Here is a 22,390-nt window from a genome sequence, read left to right as displayed (position 1 = left end):
ATAAATACTATTTCTTCTTCCTCAAATGTAAAAAAAAGTTGAATGCTGTCGAGTATTGTAAAAACTGCACAAAGAAAGCCGAGAGAACATAGGAATATCACCTAAGTCCACCTCGGCCCGGAGTAAAACTATTTAAGTTACTACCTGCTATCTCGACAACAAAAATTCGCGCGGCGTATAGCCCGTCGTCCTCTTGAAATGCCGGTGCAAATGGCCCTGATCGGTAAAGCCGACCGAGGCCGCCACTTCACTTGTGGTTATCTTCTTATTCAGTATCAAAACTTTGGCTTGCTCCACTCTCAAATGCACTCAAGTACGATGAGGGGAATATCAAATATCGAAAGCTTCCTGCGGCTTGACGCCTTTCCATTCCGAGAAAGTAAGCGTCTCCGATTCACGCGACTCCGACAAAACCGGCTCGGCATTGATTTTCCCGGTCACTTCCCGTTCCAATTTCTCCGTCATCCCAAACCTCCCCGCTTGGCAAAAGAGTCATTTTGTACAAAAATGCGGTCGTTTCATACAATATGTTTCTCCCCGCCCAATTTATAATTCGGGTATAGACAGTAACAAACCGTCAATTGAAGGGAGAAATGAACAATGAAAAGAAGAAAATTAGGCAAGTTCGGACCGGAGGTTTCGGCAATCGGATATGGCGCAATGGTATTGGTGCAGGGCATGTACGGTCCAGTGGAGGATCGTCAATCGGTACGCACGATTCAGCATGTGATCGATTCGGGAATCACCATGATCGACACCGCCGACGCATACGGCGGCGGCCATAACGAGCAGCTGATCGGAGAAGCGGTTAAAGGGCGGCGCGATAACGTCGTGCTCGCGACCAAATTCGGCATTGTGTTCGATCCGGCCCATCCTTCCACTCAGCTGCAGACGAATTGGAACGTGCTTCCGGTCAACGGAAAACCGGACTATGTCCGGCATGCGATCGACGGCAGCCTGAAACGTATGGATGTCGATTATATCGATCTATGGTACGCGCACTTCCCCGATCCGTCGACACCCATTGAAGAAACCGTATCCGCGATGGCGGAAGCCGTGAAAGCGGGTAAAGTGAAGTACTTGGGATTGAGCAACGTCACGGCCGAACAGCTCCGGCGGGCCCATGCGGTTCACCCGATTTCGGCGGTTCAGTATGAATATTCTCTATGGTCCCGCGACGCGGAGAACGAATTGCTGCCGACGGCCAGGGAGCTGGGAATCGGGTTTGTACCTTGGGCGCCCCTCGGCAGCGGCTTCTTGACCGGCCAAGTGACAAATGTCGAGAAAGACGATTTTCGTTCTAATCTACCGCGCTATCAGCAGGAAAATTTGCAAGCCAACTACGACCGGTTCGAGCCTTTCCGGTCACTTGCGCAGCAGCTGAATATAACTCCCGCCCAGCTTGCCCTCGCATGGCTGCTTCACCAGGGCGACGACATCGTGCCGATTCCGGGATCGCGCAATCCGGCGCACATCGATTCCAACGCCGCCGCGGCGGAAATATCGTTGACCAAGGAGCAGCTGCAGCAGATCGACAGCTTGATACCGGGCGGATTGGCGGTAGGCGAAAGCTTGTTATAAGACGCGCCATGAATTGCTTTGCAGAACATGGGAAACCTACCCAGTGAAAGGAGGTAACACCCATGCCCGAACAGCAAGGCATTCAGGATGAAACGCTGAATAAAGAAAACCTGGAAGAAGAGACGATGTCGTTTAACGATCATTGCGGAAGTCCGACATTGGAGACTTTCGACGTGCCGGCGGACGCAATCGCAAACAAAGAGGAATATATAGACGAGCCGTAACTTCGAATAAGGAGAGCGAACTTGTGGACAAACGGGATCAAGAGCTTTCACCGGAAGAAAATTTAAGCGAAAAGTACCACGTTAACGAAATATTGGCTTTAACCAAAAACATTGACAGCTTCGAGAACGTTATTGACACGGATAATGTGAACGCCGGAAAGCAATCCGGCCTGCCCGATCGCGAGTAACTATCGAATAACTTCATTTGTTGAAACTATTGCCGCAAAACTCGTCCCATCGAACCAAATAATTTCATTTTTTGAAGTTATTCGTCCCAATTTCCGGCTTTGCGGTGTTTCTGGGGCGAATAACTTCATTTTTTGAAACTATTGCCTCCAATTTCGCACTATCGAACTAAATAATTTCATTTTTTGAAGTTATTCGTCCCATTTTCCCCGTAGCTATACCATTTCAACAATCAGATCATGCTTCCGAAACACGTCGAGCATCGCGGACTTGGCTTCCTCTTCGTCGGGGCCGTGGATCTCAAGCTTATATGTTTGCGAGACCAGAAGCGTCACGCTCAATCCGAGAATGCTTTTGACGTCGATCGTCTTGTTTTGCATGTGCAATACGATGCTCGATTTGAACCGGTTCGCCGTTTGGTTAATTTCAACGATCGTTCTTGTGCTCAATCCGCTCATAATGAAACCCCCCGCAATAAGATTTGTGCGCGCCTGCAACAACGATGTAAGCGCTCTCTTAATGTAGCAAAAAATTCAGACCGCAAACAGTTTGCGGTCATAAGTTCCATTTTCGTCATAAAAATCACGATTTAATAAAGTAGCGCCGTTCCGGTCTTCCGATCGTGCCGTATATTAACTGTGCGCTCAACTTTTTCTGCGAAACCAGGTACTCCAAATACCTTCTTGCCGTGGATCTGCTCAAACCCGCTTTTACGCCCAAGCTTTCCGCGGTCAGTCCTTCCTTCCCATCCTTCTCGATATATTCGAGCACTCGTTCCAGCGTAAGCGGATCGATGCCTTTGGGGACATCCAGCTCCAATTCGTCTTCTTTCGGACTCGTTCGCGCGCTCCTCCAGAACATCTCGATTTGCTCGGAGGATAACCGTTCCCCGCCCTGAAGCTCTCTTCGGGATTGGCGGTATCGTTCCAGCGCGGCTGCAAACCGGTCGAATGTGAGCGGCTTCATAATAAAATCGAACACTCCGCCGTGCAGGGCGCTCTTCACAATTTCCGCTTCGGAAGCCGCCGTTATCATGATGACGTCCGTATCGTATTGCTCGCTTCTTATATATTTCACAAGATCGACGCCGAGCATATCGGGCAAGTATACGTCCAGAAGCACAAGCTGCGGCTGCATGACGCTCAGCCATTCCTTCGCCTCCGCTCCGGTCGCGGCCGACGCGACGATCCGAAACCCTTCGATTTTCCCGGTAAATCTCCGGTGTATCTCCGCAATCCGCGGATCGTCTTCCACGATCAGCACTTCAATGATATCATCCATGTGACGTGTTCACTTCCTTCGGTATCGCTACGATAAAGAGCGCGCCGCCCAGCTCGCCTTTCTCGATCGCTATGCTTCCTTCCAGCTGCTGTACAAGCTCCGCAACTCTCGCAAGGCCGTATCCGCGTCTTCCTTGCCCGGTTTCTTTCGTCGTATAACCCAATTCGAATATCCGGGACATGCCGTTCTCCTCAATTCCCGCTCCCGAATCCTCGACCTCAAGCAAAATATCGTCACCGATGTCGACAATAAAGATGCGCACCTTCCTGTCTTCTTCTTTATTGCCGGCCACCGCTTCGAAGGCATTGGTTACTAAATTCCCCAGAATGGAAACGATATACTCGTTTTTCACATGCGGCGGCAGCCGGTGCAGACTGCTTTCCCGATCCAAAATAAGCTCAACCTTCAACTCTCTTGCACGATTCATAAACCCGAGCAAAATACCGCCCAGCCACGGAGCCTTTATCCGGTTCGTAATAAATTGTATCAAATCCTGCGTGTCCGACGATTCTTTGTGTATGAGCTCCAGCGCCTCTTCGTACGCTCCCAATTGGATGAGTCCGGATATGGTGTACAGCAAATTGTTAAATTCGTGAGTCTGCGCCCGAAGCGCCTCCGTATATCTTTGCACTTGCGACAATTCCTCCGTCAATTGATCGATTTCCGACTTCAACCGGAAGCTGGAAACTACGCCGATGACTTCATCTCCGGACATGACGGGAATCCGGTTAACGATGATCCTCTTCCCTCCCAGCTCGCTTTCTTGATCCAACTGCCGCTGACCGGAACGGAGCACCTCCAGTATTTCGCGATTCGGAACGTAGTCGAGCACCGGTTTTCCGGTAACGTTCTTCCCCTTCGGCACGGACAAAATTTCGCGGGCGGTTTGGTTCAGAAGCTCGATATTCCCATCTTTGTTGATCACCAGGATGCCTTCTCTGATCGATTGAATGACGGCATCTCTAACTTTGTATAAAGCGGATATTTCTTGCGGCTCCAAGCCGAACATCGATTTCTTTATATTTCTGGCCAAAAGGACAGCGCCGACGATACCGACAACGAGTCCCCAACATGCGACCCACAATATGCGTTTGCCGTAACCAACGGTGATATGATGAATATCCTCCAGCAAAAATCCGACCGATACGACGCCGATAATATTTCCTTGGTCGTCGAAAATCGGCGTTTTCCCCCTTAAAGATAAACCGAGAGACCCTCTCGCTTTTGAAGTGTAGGATTCTCCCAATAACAGCGCTCTGTCGTTGTCTCCGCCGACCATCTCTTTGCCGATGCGCTCGGGGATCGGGTGGGAATAACGAATCCCCTCCCGGTTTCCGACAACGATAAACTCCGCGTCGACGAGCCGGCGGACGTTCTCCACATACGGTTGAATTATTTTTGCAGGGTCGTCTTGTTGGAACCCTGTTCGAACTTCGGGAGCGCTTGCAACTTGCTTCGCGACATGGAGCGCGCGGTTGCCGATTTGCGTCTCCACCGTTTGCGACACGGAAATATAGGTTAGGATGGCGATTTGAACGATTATAAGCATGACCAGAGAAACGGTGAATAAAGCGATTCTGCGCTGAAGAGTCCATCCGGTGCCGAGCTTTCTTTTCATACTTCGTTCCCCCTGGGTATGTCTGTCGGTCGATGGCGGAGAGGTTGTTTTTCATTCACTTTATTCGTTTTTGTTCATAATTTCAACAATTGTGCGTGTCGCGAACCACAACTTGTCGCCCAACTCGACTAATAAGCATATTTGACGCGACTAATTGTACGGATCGACTGACTAATCGGCGATTTCAGCGTGCAGATGGCGAAAATAAGCAACTTTACCCTGAATATTAGTCGGGATTGGCGACTAGCAGCGGTTAGCCGGCCTCCGGAAGGACTTTCGGTTTTGCGCTTCGTACGAACCGGCCTGACTAATAGGCAGGTTATGCCGACTAACGTTGAAAAGAGCCGCCAAGACGGGGATCTCGACGGCTCATATTCTCAATCGACTTCCACTTTCAGTCCACTTCTATTCTCATCGACTTCTATTCTCAATCTACTTCTATTTCAATCGACTTCAATCGTTTCCTGTTTTCCGATCATTCTTTCAGCGCGCTTACGGAGGTGATTTCGTTATTTCCGTTCAACAGCGGCTTGTTCGGCAAATAGTGCAGGGAGCGGATGAAACGGACCGTTCTCGTCTTCGCGCGCATTATGATCGAATGCGTCTCCGCCCGTTGATCCGGCAAGTACCGGACGCCACCGAGAAATTCGCCCGGAGTAACGCCTGTGGCGGCGAAGATGACGTCGTCGTTACCTACCATATCGCTCATGTGCAGCACTTTGTCGGGCTGCTCGATGCCCATCTGCAAGCAACGGTTGTACTCGCTCTCGTCCGCCGGCATCAATCTGCCCTGCAGCTCGCCGCCGAGACATTTCAACGCGGCCGCCGCCAACACGCCTTCCGGCGCGCCGCCGGAACCGACGTACATGTCGATGCCCGACTCCGGAAACGCCGGCGCCATGGCGCCCGCTACGTCGCCGTCGGACAAAAACTTGATTCTGACTCCCGCCTTCCGCAGGCGCCCGATTAACGTTTCGTGACGGGTACGGTCAAGAATCATCACCGTTACATCGGGTATTTTCTTGTTGAGCAGCCCGGCTGCTTTAACCAAAGTATCCTCGATCGGATCCAAGATGCTCAGATGACCGGCCAGCTGGGGACCGACGGCGAGCTTTTCCATATACATGTCCGGCGCGTGCAGCAAATTGCCCTTGCTTGCTACGGCGATGACCGACATCGCATTATTGAGCCCTTTCGCCACGATTTCCGTTCCTTCCAACGGATCGACCGCCACATCCAATTCGGGTCCTTGCATACTCCCGACTTTCTCGCCGATGTACAGCATCGGAGCTTCGTCCATCTCCCCTTCGCCGATGACGACCGTGCCCCGGATCGATACGGTATCGAACATGGCGCGCATGGCGGTTGTCGCCGCCCCGTCCGCGCTGATCTTATCCCCTCTTCCCATCCATGGAGCCGACGCCAGCGCTGCCAATTCCGTCACCCGCACAATTTCCAACGATAATTCCCGTTCCATCGTCAATCTCTCTCCCTTCTCCTTATCGTTCTTCAGTCATAAATCCGATAATGATGCCCGCTGTCTCTTCTATGGACTTTTCGGTAACGTCTATTATGCGGCAGCCCAGACCGTTCATAATTTTGCCGGCGTTGACGAGTTCCGCCTTTATATAATCGAGAGATGCGTACTTGGCGCCGTAAGGCAGTCCGACGGCTTTCAACCGTTCCGTCCGGATCTTCAGGAGATGCTCCGCATCCATCGTTAAGCCTACTATCAGTTGATTTTCGGTTTTATATAACTCTTCCGGAGGTTTTACTTCAAGCACAATCGGCAGGTTGGCCACCTTGTACCCCTTATGCGCGAGAAATATACTTAGCGGGGTTTTCGACGTTCGGGACACGCCCACCAAGACGATTTGCGCCGTCAGCAGTCCGCGGACGTCTTTCCCGTCGTCGTATTTAACGGCGAACTCCATCGCTTCGATACGCCTGAAATATTCTTCGTCCATCTCTTGGCGAAGACCGGGCGTTTGTTTCGGAACGTCGTTGTAGGCGTTAATGTAAGCCTGCATCATCGGTCCGAGTATATCCACCGTATGAATGCCTAACCGGGCCGCCTCTTCCCTCATCGCTTCTCTTAATTCCGGCTGGACGATCGTATATGCGACAATGCCGCCGGTCGCCGCCGCTTCAGATAATATGTGTTTGATTTCCTCTTCCTTCCGAATGTGGCCGTACCGCTTCGTGCGGATCTTTTCGGCGGAAAACTGGCGGATTGTCGCTTTGGCCACCGCTTCCGCCGTTTCGCCTACCGCATCAGAGCACACGTAGATGATTGGATTCCTTCGCGTCAATGAGCCCTTCCCCCTTTGAACTATGCCTCAGTAGCGATCTCCAGCAATACCGTCGTCATATGGGTCTTCGTAATTCGTCCGACCACCAGCTGGTTCTTCTGTCCCTTATGATCGGGCGATGTTTTGACGACGGGCAAGCTGTCGACCTGGTGATGAATCATTTTCCTCGCGGCTTCTATGACGGATTCGTCCGGCGAAATCGTGACGATATTCGGTCCGCGGGTCATCACCAAATTGATGGGCATGGCGGAAGCCGAAGCGCTCCCCAGCGTTACTTTCAGCAAATCCTTACGGGAAACGACCCCCTCTAAATAACCGTCGGCATCGACGACGATCAATGATCCTACATTTTCCATAAACAAGGCGATCACCGCATCGTGCACCGTTGCCGTGCCTTGGACGACAACCGGAACGCCTTGAATATCCTTAACCTTATATTCCTTTAACCGTTGAATCATCACGCCGCCTTCTTTGAACGCTTTCCCGGGAAAGTAACCGACCTTCGGTTTGGCGTCAATGTATCCGATCATCACCAGCACGGCCAAATCGGAGCGGATGGTGGGCTTGCTTACGCCCAGCATCTCCGCAATTTGATCTCCTGTGATCGGCGCATGATTTTTCACGATTTCAGTGATTTCTATTTGTCTAGCCGTTAATTCGATTGCCATCATCTCCGATCCTGCAAACTTTCCTCATTATTTAAAACATATCACACCGAATAAATAATGTACAATATTTAACTACCTATTAATAACAGATTTTCACCAATTACCTCTTCATCGCCGCAATAACTCACATTTTCATGAACTTAATGACCAAAATGCACATTATTTATTTAACTATTGCACTAAATAATACACACTATATAATTAAATAAAGCATACTATTACTACGAGAAAGGAAGGCGCCGGTGAACAATCGCATATGCACGCTATGTTTGAAGCAATCCGACGAACCGGAACCGCCGGGGCACCTGTGCCGGCAATGCGCGGACGAACTGGAATTCGGATACCGCTCTTTTCCGGCCTATCCGTTGGAAGAACGCGATCCGCATTCCGCCGGTAGAAGTGAATGATAATTGCAGCTAGGAGGAAATGATAATGGGAATAGGAATTAGCGGAATGGGCAGAATCGGAAGACTTTTGGTCAGAAATATGTTTGCAAACGGCCGTCCGTTTCGGGAGCTGAAAGCGATCAACTCCATCTATCCCGTAGAGACGGTGGCTCATTTATTGCAGTACGACTCGGTGCACGGCCGGTGGAATGCGGACATTTCGGTTCGCGGCGGCGATCTTGCGATTAACGGCCATTCCATAGCGATCGTGTGCGAACGGGAGCCTCGCAAGCTTCCGTGGAACAACCTCGGAGTCGAGCTCGTGCTTGACGCAACCGGAAAGTTCAATGACCGGCAAGGCGCGCAGCAGCATATAGAAGCGGGGGCGTATCAAGTCATTGTTACGGCGCCGGGCAAGGATATGGATCTGACCGTCGTCATGGGGGTTAACGACAGCTTGTACATGCCCGGAAAGCATCGGCTGCTGTCGGCAGCTTCGTGCACAACGAATTGCTTGTCGCCCGTTCTTGCGATATTGGATCGTTCCCTTCGAGTGCAGAGCGGCTGGATGACGACGGTCCATGCATTCACGTCGGACCAAAATCACCTGGACAATCCGCACAAGGATTTGCGCAGAGCGCGCGCCTGCACGCAATCGATCGTGCCGACAACGACCGGCGTCGGCAAGGCGCTGGCGGACGTTCTGCCGCATCTCGCCCCTCGCATCCAAGGGATTTCTTTACGGGTGCCGACGCAAGACGTATCTCTAGTCGACCTCACGGTCACAGTGTCGAAGGAAATAAGCGCGGAAGAAGTCCGGACGCTGTTTCGTCAAGCGGCAGCCGGGGAGTTCGCTCCATACGTCGAATACTCCGAAGCCCCGCTCGTGTCCGTCGATTTCGTCGGCAACGCCAAATCCGCGGTCATCGACGGGCTTTCGATCATCGCGTCAGGCCGGGAGGTTAAAGTGCTTGCTTGGTACGACAACGAATGGGGATACGCCAACAGAGTCGTCGACCTGGCCCAGCTCGTCGGCGCAAAGAACTCCGCGGAGCGTAACGCTCAACCCGCAATGTAATCCCATAATGAAAGGGGTATATAACTATGAATCCGCAAATACTTACTCATGAGCCCGGCTTACTCCGGCATATGGCCTTCGTCTATGACAATCTTTCGGCGCCGAGATTGATAGAGCTCGCTTTGGCCCGCAACGAAGGGCATCTGACCGCCTCTGGCGCTCTGCACGTGTTGACCGGAAAATATACCGGCCGTTCGCCGAAGGATAAATATATCGTCGACGAGCCCGGCGTAACGAATTCAATCAACTGGGGACCCGTCAATCGCCCGGTCTCCGAAGCTCATTTCGAGAGATTATATTCCAAAGCGCTCCAATACATGAACGGCCGCGATGCGTTCGTATTCGACGGATTCGCAGGAGCGGACCGGCGGCGTCAGTTGAAGTTTCGCGTCGTTACCGAGATGGCTTGGCACAACTTGTTCATGCGGCAGCTGTTGATTCGCCCGACGGCGGACAATCCTTTCACCGGACAACCGGATTTTACAATTCTAGCGCTCCCGGGACTGCAAGCCGATCCGGCCGCCGACGGAACTTCCAGCGAAACCTTCATCATTATCTCCCTCGAGCGTAAGGTCGTCCTGATCGGCGGGACGATGTATGCCGGCGAAATGAAGAAATCGGTCTTCAGCATCTTGAATTGCATCTTGCCGATGAAAGGCATGTTCCCGATGCACTGTTCCGCCAATATAGGGGAAGCCGGCGATGTCGCGCTATTTTTCGGGCTTTCCGGTACGGGCAAGACGACGCTCTCCGCCGACCCGGGGCGCCGGTTGATCGGCGACGACGAGCATGTGTGGTCCGATGAGGGCATATACAACATCGAAGGCGGGTGCTACGCGAAGTGCATCGGACTTTCCGCCGACAAAGAGCCGCAAATTTGGAACGCTATCAAACACGGCACCGTATTGGAAAATGTCGCGGTAGATCCCGTTACCCGTATAGCCGATTACAACGATAACCGGTACACGGAAAATACGAGGGCCGCATATCCGCTGGATCATATTCCGAACGCCTTTACAGGCGGCACGGCGGGACATCCGAACACGATCGTCTTCTTGACCGCCGACGCGTTCGGGGTATTGCCTCCTGTAGCCAAATTAACGAAACCGCAAGCCATCTATCACTTCTTGTCGGGCTATACGTCGAAGCTCGCCGGAACCGAACGCGGAGTCACCAAGCCGGAAGCGACGTTCTCCGCCTGCTTCGGAGCGCCGTTCTTGCCGCTGCACCCGAGCGTATACGCAAATTTGTTAAGCGAAAAGATTTCACGGCACAACGTCGACATTTACCTGATCAATACCGGTTGGATCGGCGGACCGTACGGCGTCGGCAAGCGCATCAACCTGCCGTACACCCGCGCAATGGTTACCGCCGCACTGGACGGATCTCTCAAGAATGCGTCTTATTCGAAAGATCCTGTTTTCGGGCTGCATATTCCCGATTCGGTGCCCGGGGTGCCTTCGGATGTCCTGAACCCGGTGAACACATGGAACGACAAGTCCGGTTATATGGAACAGGCTCGTAAGCTGGCGTCGCTTTTTATCGAAAATTTCCAAAAAAATACACCGGACGTCGCGGAAGAAGTCGCGGCCGCAGGCCCGGTTTTATTATAAAGAAATCCGCCCTCAAATGGCCGCCCGGTCATTTGAGGGTTTGTTCTTCAAACGCTTCGTTTGCATTCCTCATACTTAGTTGGTTCACGATATTGCGGGCGCGGTCATAAATGCCTTCCTTCCGCAGCGCTTCGTGTATGGCGTCGTGAAGCCCGTTCATCTCCCTGTATATTTCGCGCATGCTCCTGTCCGAAGTTTTCATGCGCCGCATATCAAGCTGATTCATCGCCTCATGGGCATCGTGCAAGTCTTTGAAAGTGCCGAGAGAGGTAAATGCAATCATCGCGGCGCCGAGCGCGGTAGCCTGCTCGTTCTTGTTCGGAATGACGACCAGCCCGTAAATATCCGCTTGAATTTGATTGAACAAATCGAACCGGACCAAACCTCCGCTGACGTGTACCGCGGTAATTTTCACATGGCCGGGCTCTTTCTCCCCCGCAAGAAGTCCGTCGATAATGTTCAAGTTTTTGTTCACTTCAAAGCATATGCCTTCCAAATAAGCGCGGACTACATCGCTTTTCTTCGTTCCGAGCGACAAGTTGAACAAAATTCCGGAAGCGTTCGGATTCCAATATGGAGCCGCGCTGCCCGCGTAATGAGGGATATGAAGAATGCCTCCCGCCCCCGGAGCGGACTTGCCTGCCTCCTCGTTCAACAGGTCGTACGAACCGTCGGATACGAGAAAGTCCCGCAGCCAACGATAAGTCGAACCCGTCGTGAAAATGCCCGCTTCAATCACCCAATCGCCCGGTACCGCGGAGGCGCTGCAGACGACCTTCTGCTCCGCGCTCTTGACCGGATGCCGGATCGGCGCGACGACGAACGAGCCGGTACCCGTCGTAACCTTGACGATGCCTGGACGAATGGCGCCGAGCCCCACCGCTGCGCATTGCTGGTCCCCTCCCGCCATTACGACAGGGAGGCCTTCCCGGATGCCGAACCGAGCCGCCGCCTTATTCGTTACATTGCCTGCGATTGATCCGGTCGGATATGCGGCCGGCATCTTATTGAGGTCGATATTCATCCGCGCGGCAATTTCCCGGTCCCATTCAAACTCGTTAATATTAAACAACATCGTACGCGACGCTTGGGTCCAATCGGTCTTGAACTGTCCGGTCAACGCATGCACGACGAAGTCGTGTACGGTCAGAAAGCAGGAAGCGCGCGCATAGATGTCCGGTTTATAATTGCGAAACCACATGATTTTCGGTAAGGAAAAGTACGGGTCGATCTTCAGCCCGGTTCGCGAATATATGTCCGCCGCTCCGATACGTTCTTCAATCTCCTTCGCTTCGCGCACACTGCGCTTATCCTGCCACGAAACAGCCGTCGACAGCGCCGCTCCGCCGGCATCGACCGGAACGATCGTTGCCCGCTGGCTTGTCACGGATACGGCTTCAACGCGCGCCATCGCCTCCGGTTCGCTGCCGTTGAGCTCCGCAATGCCTTCCCGAATCGCTTCAATCCATGTGGAAGGATCATGATCGGTCACGTTAGCCGCATGATAGATGCTCGTATATTCCCGGTATGCCGTGCCGTGAATTTCTCCCGTGGAATCGAACAAGAAGACGCGGCCTCCGGTCGTTCCGATATCCAGTACGAGAACCAAAGGCTTAGATTGTGCGTGTATGGCCATTCTCTCCGTCCTCCTATTCCGTTCAGGTCAATCCGCAGCCGAGAGCGGAATGACCCTTTATTGTTTACAATCCGGGCAGCACACCCTGGAACAAGCTAAGCACGTATATCGCTCCGAGAGCTGCAAGGCCGGCCAACGACCCTCCTACGGTCCATGTTTTCAACGTATCCGGGACGGACAGCTTCGCGAACTTGTTGACTACCCAGAATCCGGAATCGTTCGGAAGCGACAAGCCTACGCCGCCCGCGCAAATCGCGAGACCCAACAATATCGGCGAAACTCCGAGATCGGCAACCATCGGCCCAAGGATTGAAGAAGTGGTCACAAGCGCAACGGTCGTCGACCCCAGCGATGCCCGCAAAATTTGCGAGAAAATAAAGCCCAGCAAAATAACGGGCATATTCCAAGTCTGCATCACTTCAACCAAATAATCCCCTATTCCGCTCGCTTTAATTACCCCGCCGAACGCTCCTCCGGCGCCTGTGATCAAAATAATGAGGCCTGCGGAAGCGATCGCCTTGGCAAACAGGTTCTTCTGGCTGTCTCGCAAGTAAGGACGAAGTATGAAAGCGGCTACAAGAACGCTGATAAATAAAGCGACGTTCTTTTCACCGATGAAACCGAACAAATCGGCCGTAACGGTGCTCGGTACAATAAGGCTTACTATGGTGTTTGCCAAAATCAGAATAATCGGAAGCAGCAGAAGGAAGTATGAAAGGCCCGTTCCGATTTCCGCGCGGTCGCTTGCTGCGGCCGCCACCTGCTGATGTGTCGCATTATGATCCTCTCCCCCATCTTCGGGCGTGTATGCCGGAGAGTTTTTACCCGCACGCAACCCGTACCACCAGCCGCCGACCAATACGGCAGGAATTGCCGTGAGCAGCGAGTAGAAGATGAACCAACCCAGCGGAGACTTCGTATTGTCGGCTACGACAAGAGGCCCCGGAGTAGGCGGCACAAGGCTGTGCGTAACGATCAAACCTACTGCAAGCGCTGTCACAAATGTGACCATGGAAATTTTCGTTTTCTCGGATAATTTGCGGATCAGGTTGATCAGAATGACGAACGCGGCATCAAAGAATACCGGAATCGAAACCGCGGTACCCGTTACCGCGATGGCAAGCGGAGACCGCTTGATGCCGAAGGCCTTCAACAACGACGCCGCAATCCGTTCGATTGCGCCCGACGCCGCAAGCAATTCGCCGAACATTACGCCGAGTCCGATCATAATCCCGACGCCGGTAAGCGTGCTTCCGAAACCGCCGGTAATCGTTCCGGGCAGCTCCGTATATGGAATTCCGACGGCCAAACCCGTCGCTATCGCCACAGCAATCAATGCCAGAAAAGGATCCCATTTAAATTTCAATATCAAGAGGAACAACGAAAGCAATGAAGCGACAAATATCACAATCAGCAAGCTTCCGGTAACCATGTGTATACCTCCCCGATGAATGTTTTAAGGAGGAAACGGCAGACGAGCGACAGCCGTCATTCGTCTGCTGCCCCATTCAATCAGTTGGATCCGACGGCATTTCGAAGCCATTGTTTCACTTTCGAGTGCTCGAATACGTCGGGATTTTTCACCCAGTTCGCTTTTCCGCCGTCCAGAATTTTCTTCACTTCCTCGGCGAGCAGATACGGCGACTGAGTCAAAGCGTCCGTCGTCGTTCCGGCAATATGCGTCGTCAGCGTCACATTATCGAGCTCCAACAGCGGATGATCTTGAGGAATAGGCTCGATATCGAACACATCCAACCCCGCTCCGGCGATTTTCTTCTCGGAAAGCGCTTCCACCAAAGCGTCCGTATCTACCAATCCCGATCTTGCGCAGTTGATCAAGTAGGCGGTCGGCTTCATCTGCGCCAGCTCCGCATGGCTGATGAAGTGGTGATTGTCTTCGGTCAAGCGCGCGTGCAAGGATATGAAATCCGCCTCCGCAAACAGCGTCGCTTTATCGACCAATTGAACATTCGGCATATCGATCGATTCCGGTTTCACGAACGGATCATAGACGTTGATCTTGACATCGAATCCGCTCAGCTTCTTCGCTACCAAGCGTCCGATATAACCGAAACCGACGATTCCGATGGTCTTCCCTTTCAGTTCGGGAATATAGCCGGAATTGCTGAACACCTTCCGCCATTCGCCGTTCTTAATAGAAAGGTGTGCTCTGGCGATATTCCGCGATTCCGAAAGCATTAGACCGATTGAGAAGTCTGAAACCGCTTGCGCATTTCTGCCCATCACGTGCACAACGATTATTCCCCGTTCCGTAGCGGCTTTAACGTCCACATTTTCCGTTCCCGCACGGGCTACGCCGATTAACTTCAAATCGTCGAACGTATCCATCCCCTCCGCCGAGAAAGGGCCGAACAAGCCGAGCACCATATCCGCGTCCTTGTTTTCCTTGAACATCGGCGGCACTTCTTCCACCGCGGGACCTTGCTGCTCGATGACGAGACGTCTGCTTTGCAGCTTGCCCCAATCCGATTCCCAGTCCGTTGTGACGATTTCGTGGCTGCCCAGCATGCGGGCCGCTTCCGTAAATTGATGTCCGTTGATCATCGCATCGCCGAACGTTAAGATTTTCATCTCCATTCTCCTCGCAGAAATCTATGTTTTTAGTTTAGCCACAGCCAGCCTCGAAACGTTGACAGCTTCAATGGCGGGCTTTCCTTTCGATAAAACCGTAATGACGTACAAGCAATCGATAATGGTCAGTTGAACAATCCGGCTAACCATCGCATCGGATCGAAAGTTCGTCTCGGTAGAGCTCGTGACAAGCAGCTCGTCTGCCAATTGAGCTACGGATGATTTGCTGAACCCGGTGATGACAATGATTTTTGCGCCCTTTTGCTTAGCAAGCTCCAACCCGTTAATCAACGCTTGGCTTTCTCCGGAATGCGAAATCGCAACGATGACATCCTCCTCGTTCATGTGCGAAGCTGCAATTGCCTCCATGTGAGGGTCCGTCAAGTGGATGACCGTTCCGCCCAACCTAAGAAACTTATGCGCGGCGTCTCCCGCAATAATTCCCGAAACCCCTTGCCCGAAAAAATACAGTCTCTTCGCATGAACTAGCAGCTTTCCCGCACGCTCCACAGCCTCATAATTGATTAGGTGCTTGGTCGTATTGAGCGCAACCACCGTCTGTTCAAGCACCTTTTCGAATATTTGCTCGGTCGTGTCGGTCAGGTCAATCGCTTCGAATATGTTCCTCGCTTCATTGCCGCTTGTATTTTCTTGCGCGAGCGCAACCTTCAATTCCTGATAGCTGCTGTACCCCAATCTCCGGTAAAAGCGGACAACGCTCGGTTCGCTGACTTTGCTTAATTTGGACAACTCATTCATGGAGAGTAAGAAAGGCTTTTCGGTACTCGTTAGAACGGAAAGCAGTTTTTTCTCTGAATTCGTCATCTCCTTTTCAATTGCTTTTACCCGGTTTTGAAAAGTAGCCATTATTAGTTCCTCTCTTTCGGCTCTGTTGTAAATTTACTACATTTTTAAATAATTTTCAATGTATTTTTACTACAAATATGTAGTTTTATTTATTCTGTAATTCATTATACTACATAGTTGCTTCGATTCGCTCATTCACATAGGATCGTTACAGCTAAGCATCCAAGTAAACATCCCTATAATTATATTAGTAAAACTACATTGTAATGGCAAGTTAATTGTAGTATGATCTCGTTATTGCCCGGTTATTGATGTAGTAATACTACAAAACAGTATAGGAGATGACAGTATGCTGATGGATACTAGAACGATGCTTGCACATGCTCAAGCAGACCAAAGAGCCGTCGCAGCTTTCAATGTGTACAGTCTGGAGACGGTGCAAGCGGCGGTTTCCGCTGCGGAGAAGGTGAAGCAGCCGGTAATTATCGCTCTTGGGGAACGGTACTTCGGTACAGTCGATGTAGAAGGCTTTGCTGCCATGGTTAGGGCGTTAGCGGCGAAATCAAGCGTCCCTGTCGCCCTGCACCTTGATCACGCTTATGAGAAGAAATCGATCATCAGGGCTATCCGCAACGGCTTCACTTCCGTTATGTACGACGGTTCGAAATATGAGCTGGAGGAAAATATCGCTCGAACGAAAGAGATAGTGTCGATCGCGCATATGGTTGGAGTGTCGGTGGAAGCTGAGATCGGTTCACTCGCCCGCGGGGCATTTTCCGACGAAGAAGAAGGAGACGGCACGCTGACCGACCCGCAGTCCGCCAAGCGATTCGTCGAAGCGACGGAAGTCGATTTCTTGGCTGCGGCGATCGGGACCGTTCACGGGATGTATACCGGGGAGCCTAACATTAATATCGGCCTGCTCAAGCAAATTCGCGAAGCCGTCCGTGTTCCGCTCGTCCTGCACGGAGGCTCCGGAACTCCCGATGAAACAATTAGAGAGACGATTCGGAACGGTATTTGCAAAATCAATGTAAACACCGAAATTTCCATGGCGGCCGTTTCCTATTTAAAATCCGTTCATGAAGATGCAGCCATTCCGCACTTATCCGATGTGATGGCGCATATGCAGGGTGTGATGGAAACGTCCATGGAGAGGTTTATCCGGTTGTTCGGCGGTTGCGCGGACGTCTGACGAATGCCGCAACAAGTAGTATGAACGGTATGAACAGGCCGAACGTGAGCGTATAGGAGGTCCATGCCGTTAACGTAAAATCAAGAAGAATGCTGACATTGGGGGCAATGATCAGCGCCGAAGGGAGCAGCATGAAAGCGAGAGGGAACACAAGCGGACGGTGATCGGCTAATTTGAATGTTTGAACGATAATCAAGACAGCCGCATAGTAAACGACAACCTCTTGAAAGTAGATCGATATGAACCAAATCACCGCCAAGATCGCTTCCACGCGTTGTATAAACATGCCGATTTCGATTGTTTTCGCCAGTTCGTAGGTCGGAAACAATTCGTTTGCCGTTCCCTCGCTTCCTAAGACCAAAATGCAGAGCAGCGTTACAATTAACATGCACACTCCCCCGATCAAGGTTCCTTGCGTGAACGCCTTCTTCGCTTCATCGGTTTTAACGACAAATGGGAATATCATTAGAAACAAAACAAGGTTCATATATGGAAATCCGAGCTGCTGGTACATCCCGCGCAAAACCGGCTGAGCGCCTTTACCCATCACGGGCTGGAGATTTTCGAGTTCGATTTGCGGAATAGCGGAAACGACAAATACGATAAAAAGCGACATGAGCAGCAGAAAAAATACGTCCGCGGTTCTCCCGATATTTTCAAGGCCGTTTCGGACGCCGACCGCCGCAGCGAACAAGAACATTCCCATAATCCATTCGATCGGCGTTTCTGGCATCATCGTCGACGCCATAAATACGCCAAGAGATCGCGCAATGATCGAACCGTGAAGGCAGGCATGAAAGAAAAACAGCAGAGCGACGGCCTTCCCCACCCAATTGCCCAAGAGCATTCGCGAGTATTCCGCCAATGTCATGCGCGGAAAAAGCTCCACAAACTTCCGGTACATGTATACGATCAAGATACCGATCAACAAAGCGCCCGCCGAGGAGATCCACGCATCCTGCCCAGCCTCTGTCGCGAGGATCGACGGTGTCATCAAGATCGCTCTTCCCAGCATAAATAAAATGACCAATTTTCGAAGCTGCACGGGTCCGATTTTGCCGGCATCCTGCATGAGCAACCGCCTTTCACGATATTATGCTCAAGATCCCCTTGCCTAACGGCTCATATACGGCCTTGATCCAATTCAACGGTCTTGGCATATCCAAATCCAGAATAGTCGCCGCATTCATGACAATACCAGTTCCCAATAGCAAGAAAAACATCCGCATTTCCTTTCTCCGCTTCTTTTTCAACAGGTCGGGCAACTCCACCAACACCACCAGTGCGCCAAGCGCAACAAAACCCGCAATATACCATGCCATGCCGCGCTACTCCTTTGTCCGCTCGGCCAACGATCTTCTCGTCTTATAGATTTCCCGGATTTTAATGTCGACCGCTACGTTGACCCGGACCTCAGGAAATATGTCGTCCCATTTATTTTCGACTTTGTACCAATATTTCGGATGTGACCGTTCAACCGCGCTTCCAAAACCGAATATGTCCGATTTATACTTTTTTTGCATCGTTTTCACAGAGGATTCAATGGTTTCTTTGATCGCTTTATTAACCAACTTTTCCAAATCGCGGATCACGTCCGGCTTGGACAAATCGATGGGGCACTGAGCGTCGGATATGTTGGCCTCGCCGCTCACATTGACCTGAATAACCGGATTACCTCTTTTCAGCTTTGTTCTTGTGCTCGCATTGGTACGGATAAGTTCAACGGTTGTCTCCTCGTCCCTTCCTGGACACGCTATCGCTACGGTAGTGCTTTGCACCTCTCCTCTCACGTGATTCACTCCTTTGCTTTCCCTCTGGTTTAACCAACCAACCAGTTTATCGTTTTTGAATACAGCCAATCCGGTGTATTCGAGATTAGCCGGCACGAAAATACGTTCGACGTTTTCTTTAATAGCACCTTGCTCCGTGTTGCCTTCTACCGTAACTCCGGTTAAAACCGGTTCCCGGCCTTTGGCAATGAGCATGGACAGCAGCTCGTCGATTTTAACCGCCGCGGAAGCTCCCCATACATTGGCGGATGACTCCAAAGAATCGCGCAGTTTGTTGGCGGGAATCGCCTCGAACGGCGTAAATACTTTCAAAATATTTTTGGCCGTCGTACCCTTGGCAACGATCACGTAAAAATCCCTCCGGTATTCATGGTCCCTTGTGAAATGCTCCAGCGACTCGACGATGCCGGCTCTAGCCAACTCTTCTCCGATGACAAGCAGTTGCAGGTGGCCAACGAAAATTTTTTTCGAAACATTCATCGTCATTTTGCGGGCGGCTTGCTGCACCCCCACTCCGGTTTCCTCTATCAAAAAGACGGGCGCTCTCTGCCCCCCTCCGCCGCCTTTTACCGGGGAGATCTCTTCCGCATGAAGGAGTTGATCGGTAAGTATGATATTGTCTCCCTTTCCTTTGTCCAACCCGATGGCGGTAGTGACGGCAAGATCGTTCAATTCGCGGCGGTTCCAGCAGCCGGAAACGGCAGCCGCGGCAACAACGGAACACAGGATAAGCAAACAAGTTTTTTTCATGGTGTCCTCCTGTTATTCGGGTGAACTGTCCTCCCGGTCCGGATTGCGCCGGGAGATGGACCGGGGACGCGAGAACATCCCCCACCACGGCGCGCGCAAGATGACGTCTTTATGATCGGACAACGTTACCGGACTGTATGGCGACATAAACGGAACGCCGAACGAACTCAGCTTACACAAGTGTTGAACGACGAGGAACAATCCGATGACAATGCCATATAACCCAAAGGACGCCGCCAATCCCATAAAACCGAAGCGCAGCATTCTGACGGCAATGCCCATGTTATATGAGGGAATTACGAAGCTGGCGATGGCTGTAATCGATACGACGATGACCATAACCGCCGAAATGATTCCGGCTTCCACGGCCGCTTGGCCGATTACGAGCGCTCCGACGATCGATATGGCCTGTCCGACCGCCCGGGGAAGCCGGACTCCCGCTTCGCGCAGCAATTCGAACGTAACCTCCATCATCAACGCCTCTACGAATGCGGGGAACGGCACTCCTTCGCGTTGTGCGGTAAGACTGACCAGAAGCGGCGTCGGCAGCATTTCATGGTGGAACGTCGTTACCGCTATGTACAACGAAGGCCCCAGCAAGGCGATAAAGAAAGCGATGTAGCGGATAATGCGGAGCAAGGTCGAAATATCGGACCGTTGATAATAATCTTCGGCCGCGTGGAAAAATTGCGGAAATATCGCGGGAACGAGCAGTGCGAACGGAGTCCCGTCCACAAAGATCGCGACGCGCCCCTCCAGCAATCCTGCCGCGATCACGTCCGGCCTCTCCGAATTGAACATCGTGGGAAACGGAGTATACGTCTTATCCTGGATCAATTCCTCGATATATCCGCTTTCCAATATGCCGTCGATTCGGATTCGTTCCAGCCGCGTCCGGACTTCCCGGACCACCTTGTCGTCTGCTGTTTCCCGTAAGTACATGAAGGAAACGTTGGTTTTCGTAACCCGGCCGATCCGCAGCGATTCCAGCCAAAGTCCGGGGTCCATTATTTTTCGGCGCACTAATGCAATATTCGTTGATATACTTTCGGAAAATCCCTCTTTCGGTCCACGAATGACGGGCTGCGAAGTAGGCTCTTCAATTGCGCGCTCCTGCCACCCCTTCAATCCGATTTGAACGCCCCGGTCATAACCGTCTGCAAGAATAACGGCCTTCCCGGATAATACGGCCAAAAACAGGCTTTGCAAATCCGTGACGTCTTCGATACCTCCAACGGGAAGAACAAACTGCATCAATTGCTCGAAAACATCCGAGCCTGCAACGGCCCCTAAATCGTATTCAGTAACTCGGTTCTCCGACATCAACGGTTCCAAAATGAAGTGATTGATTGACTTTGCGTCCGCCAATCCTTCCATATAAATAACCGCGATTTTCAAGCCGTTATGTTGCATAAACATGAATTCCCTAATGACGATATCCGGGCTGTTTCCGAACGAATCCTTTATGTTTTCAAGATTATTCCGCAGATCGGACGATATTTGGGGTTGTTGCTGAATCGTCTTGTATTGATCGCTCGGAGACGACGGTTCTTTTATCAAAATTCGATCGACGACCCTGTTGAGCCTCACGGCACCCCCCACTCCTTCCTTCTTATCTCCTTTCTTACAAATATTGTCTCACTTCGGTTCTGTAATTATTACCGATGTGTTACAAGCTTTATCACGTACTTTATCCTGCTTGGTTTCTTGGAAGATACTAAGTGACTTTGAAGTCAGTACTTGTCATGAACGCTTGTTTTTTGCACAATAGTAGGGATCATATTATGAGGCAAAGGTGATGATCGGCATGGAATATGTTCGCATAACGAATATTCAAGATCCGTTGTTTGCCCAGTTGCACCGACTGATGCAGGAAGTGTTCCCGCCGGAGGAAGTGCTTGAATTTTCCCTTTGGGAAGAGCCGTTGAAGGATAACGGCCTTCGGGTATGCGTTGCCGTGCAGGACGGTAAGGTCGTGGGCGCTACGGAATACCGGTATTATGAGGAATTTAACGTAGCGATGACGGATTTCACGATCATCGGCAAAGCAGGCGCCGGAATCGGCCCGTTCCTCTGGCAGCAAAGACAGTCGGATCTGGAGCAATGGGCCGCGTACGCGGGACGCTCGATATCCGGGATGTTCGCCGAGATTTACAACCCGTACATATCATCGGAGTCTTATTCGAACATCACTCCCATGAACCCTTATGTCCGCAGAGAGGTGCTCGCGCATATGGGCTATAAACGGCTGGATTTCGATTATGTGCACCCGTCCTGGCTCAATGACGGAGAAGCCGTCTCCGGACTCGATCTTTGTTTCTTGCCTTATCATGGTCAAAGCGAGCTGCCGGCCGAATTGATCGTCGCATTTCTTGAACGCTATTACAGCGTCCTCTCCAACAAGCCGGCGCAGTGGTTGGACATGATTGAGCGGCTTAAGAATATGCGGACCGTCTCTTTGCTTCCTATGTAACGCAGCCGGGGGTCGGGACGCTCCGGCATCAACGGCAGTTTCTTTTCATAGAGGACTTTGAGGTGCTTATTTGCCAAGTACTCGCAAGGATTACACAGGTATAAGGGACTTTGACGTACTTATTTTCACTCATCGAAAGGTAAATCAGGCGATTCTCCACGAAATAAGTACCCGAAAATCCCCTACGCTGTCATGGCCTG

General features: G+C 51.6%; 24 protein-coding genes. 8 read left to right on the top strand and 16 right to left on the bottom strand.

Translation table 11 applies throughout. From position 1 onward, the window contains the following. Positions 1 to 147: 147 nt before the first annotated feature. Together JET16_RS31055 and JET16_RS30520 are read right to left on the bottom strand one after the other, a co-directional pair. Positions 148 to 297 (bottom strand): helix-turn-helix domain-containing protein, encoded by a 150-nt coding sequence (locus JET16_RS31055; protein ID WP_407673106.1) that lies wholly within the window; start codon positions 295 to 297, stop codon positions 148 to 150. Between the two features lie 33 nt (positions 298 to 330). Beyond that, a complete protein-coding gene (locus JET16_RS30520) occupies positions 331 to 465 on the bottom strand; it encodes a hypothetical protein (protein ID WP_267908666.1) in 135 nt (44 codons plus the stop codon). 135 nt (positions 466 to 600) lie between these two features. Here JET16_RS30520 and JET16_RS07430 point away from each other — a divergent pair, with 135 nt between their 5' ends. The 3 genes from JET16_RS07430 to JET16_RS07420 all read left to right on the top strand — a co-directional run bounded on the left by JET16_RS07430 (position 601) and on the right by JET16_RS07420 (position 1,993). Further along, positions 601 to 1,581 carry an aldo/keto reductase gene (locus JET16_RS07430; RefSeq protein WP_199615182.1) on the top strand — a complete coding sequence of 327 codons (981 nt, stop codon included), beginning with the start codon at positions 601 to 603 and terminating at the stop codon, positions 1,579 to 1,581. A 62-nt stretch (positions 1,582 to 1,643) separates the two neighbouring features. After that, a complete protein-coding gene (locus JET16_RS07425) occupies positions 1,644 to 1,805 on the top strand; it encodes a hypothetical protein (RefSeq protein ID WP_199615181.1) in 162 nt (53 codons plus the stop codon). Between the two features lie 23 nt (positions 1,806 to 1,828). Further along, on the top strand, positions 1,829 to 1,993 hold the full coding sequence (locus tag JET16_RS07420; RefSeq protein ID WP_199615180.1) for a hypothetical protein: 165 nt from the start codon (positions 1,829 to 1,831) through the stop codon (positions 1,991 to 1,993). Positions 1,994 to 2,206: 213 nt separating this feature from the next. Here JET16_RS07420 and JET16_RS07415 read toward each other — a convergent pair whose 3' ends face one another. From JET16_RS07415 to JET16_RS07390, 6 genes are all read right to left on the bottom strand, one after another. After that, positions 2,207 to 2,449, bottom strand: coding sequence for an HPr family phosphocarrier protein (locus JET16_RS07415; RefSeq protein ID WP_199615179.1), 243 nt, complete (start codon positions 2,447 to 2,449; stop codon positions 2,207 to 2,209). Between the two features lie 124 nt (positions 2,450 to 2,573). Further along, a complete protein-coding gene (locus JET16_RS07410; protein WP_199615178.1) occupies positions 2,574 to 3,272 on the bottom strand; it encodes a response regulator in 699 nt (232 codons plus the stop codon). Continuing rightward, positions 3,265 to 4,890, bottom strand: coding sequence for an ATP-binding protein (locus JET16_RS07405; protein ID WP_199615177.1), 1,626 nt, complete (start codon positions 4,888 to 4,890; stop codon positions 3,265 to 3,267). The genes JET16_RS07410 and JET16_RS07405 overlap by 8 nt, the downstream gene beginning before the upstream one ends. Positions 4,891 to 5,365: 475 nt before the next feature. After that, positions 5,366 to 6,367, bottom strand: coding sequence for a class II fructose-bisphosphatase (gene glpX, locus JET16_RS07400; protein ID WP_199615176.1), 1,002 nt, complete (start codon positions 6,365 to 6,367; stop codon positions 5,366 to 5,368). A 22-nt stretch (positions 6,368 to 6,389) separates the two neighbouring features. Then, positions 6,390 to 7,202, bottom strand: coding sequence for a pyruvate, water dikinase regulatory protein (locus JET16_RS07395; protein ID WP_199615175.1), 813 nt, complete (start codon positions 7,200 to 7,202; stop codon positions 6,390 to 6,392). 20 nt (positions 7,203 to 7,222) lie between these two features. After that, positions 7,223 to 7,873, bottom strand: a complete 651-nt coding sequence (locus JET16_RS07390) for a helix-turn-helix transcriptional regulator (RefSeq protein ID WP_233531202.1) — start codon at positions 7,871 to 7,873, stop codon at positions 7,223 to 7,225. Positions 7,874 to 8,112: 239 nt separating this feature from the next. Here JET16_RS07390 and JET16_RS07385 point away from each other — a divergent pair, with 239 nt between their 5' ends. The 3 genes from JET16_RS07385 to pckA are packed head-to-tail and all read left to right on the top strand — an operon-like array spanning position 8,113 to position 10,947. Beyond that, a complete protein-coding gene (locus JET16_RS07385) occupies positions 8,113 to 8,277 on the top strand; it encodes a hypothetical protein (RefSeq protein WP_199615174.1) in 165 nt (54 codons plus the stop codon). A 19-nt stretch (positions 8,278 to 8,296) separates the two neighbouring features. Beyond that, positions 8,297 to 9,334 (top strand): type I glyceraldehyde-3-phosphate dehydrogenase, encoded by a 1,038-nt coding sequence (gap, locus tag JET16_RS07380; protein WP_199615173.1) that lies wholly within the window; start codon positions 8,297 to 8,299, stop codon positions 9,332 to 9,334. Positions 9,335 to 9,360: 26 nt separating this feature from the next. Beyond that, complete coding sequence (gene pckA, locus JET16_RS07375) at positions 9,361 to 10,947, top strand: phosphoenolpyruvate carboxykinase (ATP) (protein WP_199615172.1); 1,587 nt, start codon at positions 9,361 to 9,363, stop codon at positions 10,945 to 10,947. A 28-nt stretch (positions 10,948 to 10,975) separates the two neighbouring features. On the opposite strand, the gene JET16_RS07370 is transcribed toward pckA, so the two are convergent. The 4 genes from JET16_RS07370 to JET16_RS07355 all read right to left on the bottom strand — a co-directional run bounded on the left by JET16_RS07370 (position 10,976) and on the right by JET16_RS07355 (position 16,042). After that, positions 10,976 to 12,583: an FGGY-family carbohydrate kinase gene (locus JET16_RS07370; protein ID WP_199615171.1), complete on the bottom strand. Its 1,608-nt coding sequence runs from the start codon at positions 12,581 to 12,583 to the stop codon at positions 10,976 to 10,978. Between the two features lie 64 nt (positions 12,584 to 12,647). Then, entirely contained in the window at positions 12,648 to 14,015 is a 1,368-nt protein-coding gene (locus tag JET16_RS07365; protein WP_199615170.1) for a GntP family permease, read from the bottom strand. An 80-nt stretch (positions 14,016 to 14,095) separates the two neighbouring features. Continuing rightward, the gene (locus tag JET16_RS07360) at positions 14,096 to 15,175 is read right to left on the bottom strand and encodes a 2-hydroxyacid dehydrogenase (RefSeq protein WP_199615169.1); all 1,080 of its coding nucleotides are present in this window, start codon (positions 15,173 to 15,175) and stop codon (positions 14,096 to 14,098) included. A 21-nt stretch (positions 15,176 to 15,196) separates the two neighbouring features. Continuing rightward, positions 15,197 to 16,042, bottom strand: coding sequence for a MurR/RpiR family transcriptional regulator (locus JET16_RS07355; protein ID WP_199615168.1), 846 nt, complete (start codon positions 16,040 to 16,042; stop codon positions 15,197 to 15,199). Positions 16,043 to 16,331: 289 nt separating this feature from the next. Here JET16_RS07355 and JET16_RS07350 point away from each other — a divergent pair, with 289 nt between their 5' ends. Continuing rightward, positions 16,332 to 17,177, top strand: a complete 846-nt coding sequence (locus tag JET16_RS07350) for a class II fructose-bisphosphate aldolase (protein ID WP_199615167.1) — start codon at positions 16,332 to 16,334, stop codon at positions 17,175 to 17,177. On the opposite strand, the gene JET16_RS07345 is transcribed toward JET16_RS07350, so the two are convergent. From JET16_RS07345 to JET16_RS07330, 4 genes are read right to left on the bottom strand one after another with little or no spacing between them, the layout of a single operon-like run. Further along, positions 17,143 to 18,249, bottom strand: a complete 1,107-nt coding sequence (locus JET16_RS07345) for a GerAB/ArcD/ProY family transporter (RefSeq protein WP_199615166.1) — start codon at positions 18,247 to 18,249, stop codon at positions 17,143 to 17,145. The two genes, JET16_RS07350 and JET16_RS07345, sit on opposite strands and share 35 nt — an antisense overlap. Before the next feature lie 13 nt (positions 18,250 to 18,262). Next, complete coding sequence (locus JET16_RS07340; protein WP_199615165.1) at positions 18,263 to 18,499, bottom strand: hypothetical protein; 237 nt, start codon at positions 18,497 to 18,499, stop codon at positions 18,263 to 18,265. Positions 18,500 to 18,505: 6 nt separating this feature from the next. Further along, entirely contained in the window at positions 18,506 to 19,717 is a 1,212-nt protein-coding gene (locus JET16_RS07335) for a Ger(x)C family spore germination protein (protein ID WP_199615164.1), read from the bottom strand. A gap of 12 nt (positions 19,718 to 19,729) precedes the next feature. Then, positions 19,730 to 21,307, bottom strand: coding sequence for a spore germination protein (locus JET16_RS07330; protein WP_325176631.1), 1,578 nt, complete (start codon positions 21,305 to 21,307; stop codon positions 19,730 to 19,732). 217 nt (positions 21,308 to 21,524) lie between these two features. Here JET16_RS07330 and JET16_RS07325 point away from each other — a divergent pair, with 217 nt between their 5' ends. After that, positions 21,525 to 22,190, top strand: coding sequence for a GNAT family N-acetyltransferase (locus JET16_RS07325; RefSeq protein ID WP_199615163.1), 666 nt, complete (start codon positions 21,525 to 21,527; stop codon positions 22,188 to 22,190). Positions 22,191 to 22,390 lie beyond the last annotated feature (200 nt).

The organism is Paenibacillus alkalitolerans (genome assembly GCF_016482785.1).
GTDB classification, from domain to species: Bacteria; Bacillota; Bacilli; order Paenibacillales; family YIM-B00363; genus Paenibacillus_AE; species Paenibacillus_AE alkalitolerans.
The sequence above is the reverse complement of the archived record's forward strand: the minus strand, read 5'-3'. Positions and strand labels throughout refer to the sequence as shown.

Coding starts and splice junctions, on each gene's coding strand:
- JET16_RS07365 (WP_199615170.1), bottom strand. CDS start 14,015: ATGGTTACCGGAAGCTTGCTGATTGTGATATTTGTCGCTTCATTGCTT.
- JET16_RS07370 (WP_199615171.1), bottom strand. CDS start 12,583: ATGGCCATACACGCACAATCTAAGCCTTTGGTTCTCGTACTGGATATC.
- JET16_RS07345 (WP_199615166.1), bottom strand. CDS start 18,249: ATGCAGGATGCCGGCAAAATCGGACCCGTGCAGCTTCGAAAATTGGTC.
- JET16_RS07425 (WP_199615181.1), top strand. CDS start 1,644: ATGCCCGAACAGCAAGGCATTCAGGATGAAACGCTGAATAAAGAAAAC.
- JET16_RS07430 (WP_199615182.1), top strand. CDS start 601: ATGAAAAGAAGAAAATTAGGCAAGTTCGGACCGGAGGTTTCGGCAATC.
- JET16_RS30520 (WP_267908666.1), bottom strand. CDS start 465: ATGACGGAGAAATTGGAACGGGAAGTGACCGGGAAAATCAATGCCGAG.
- JET16_RS07360 (WP_199615169.1), bottom strand. CDS start 15,175: ATGAAAATCTTAACGTTCGGCGATGCGATGATCAACGGACATCAATTT.
- JET16_RS07355 (WP_199615168.1), bottom strand. CDS start 16,042: ATGGCTACTTTTCAAAACCGGGTAAAAGCAATTGAAAAGGAGATGACG.
- JET16_RS07340 (WP_199615165.1), bottom strand. CDS start 18,499: ATGGCATGGTATATTGCGGGTTTTGTTGCGCTTGGCGCACTGGTGGTG.
- JET16_RS07405 (WP_199615177.1), bottom strand. CDS start 4,890: ATGAAAAGAAAGCTCGGCACCGGATGGACTCTTCAGCGCAGAATCGCT.
- glpX (WP_199615176.1), bottom strand. CDS start 6,367: ATGGAACGGGAATTATCGTTGGAAATTGTGCGGGTGACGGAATTGGCA.
- JET16_RS07415 (WP_199615179.1), bottom strand. CDS start 2,449: ATGAGCGGATTGAGCACAAGAACGATCGTTGAAATTAACCAAACGGCG.
- JET16_RS07335 (WP_199615164.1), bottom strand. CDS start 19,717: ATGAAAAAAACTTGTTTGCTTATCCTGTGTTCCGTTGTTGCCGCGGCT.
- pckA (WP_199615172.1), top strand. CDS start 9,361: ATGAATCCGCAAATACTTACTCATGAGCCCGGCTTACTCCGGCATATG.
- gap (WP_199615173.1), top strand. CDS start 8,297: ATGATAATGGGAATAGGAATTAGCGGAATGGGCAGAATCGGAAGACTT.
- JET16_RS07410 (WP_199615178.1), bottom strand. CDS start 3,272: ATGGATGATATCATTGAAGTGCTGATCGTGGAAGACGATCCGCGGATT.
- JET16_RS07325 (WP_199615163.1), top strand. CDS start 21,525: ATGGAATATGTTCGCATAACGAATATTCAAGATCCGTTGTTTGCCCAG.
- JET16_RS07350 (WP_199615167.1), top strand. CDS start 16,332: ATGCTGATGGATACTAGAACGATGCTTGCACATGCTCAAGCAGACCAA.
- JET16_RS07390 (WP_233531202.1), bottom strand. CDS start 7,873: ATGATGGCAATCGAATTAACGGCTAGACAAATAGAAATCACTGAAATC.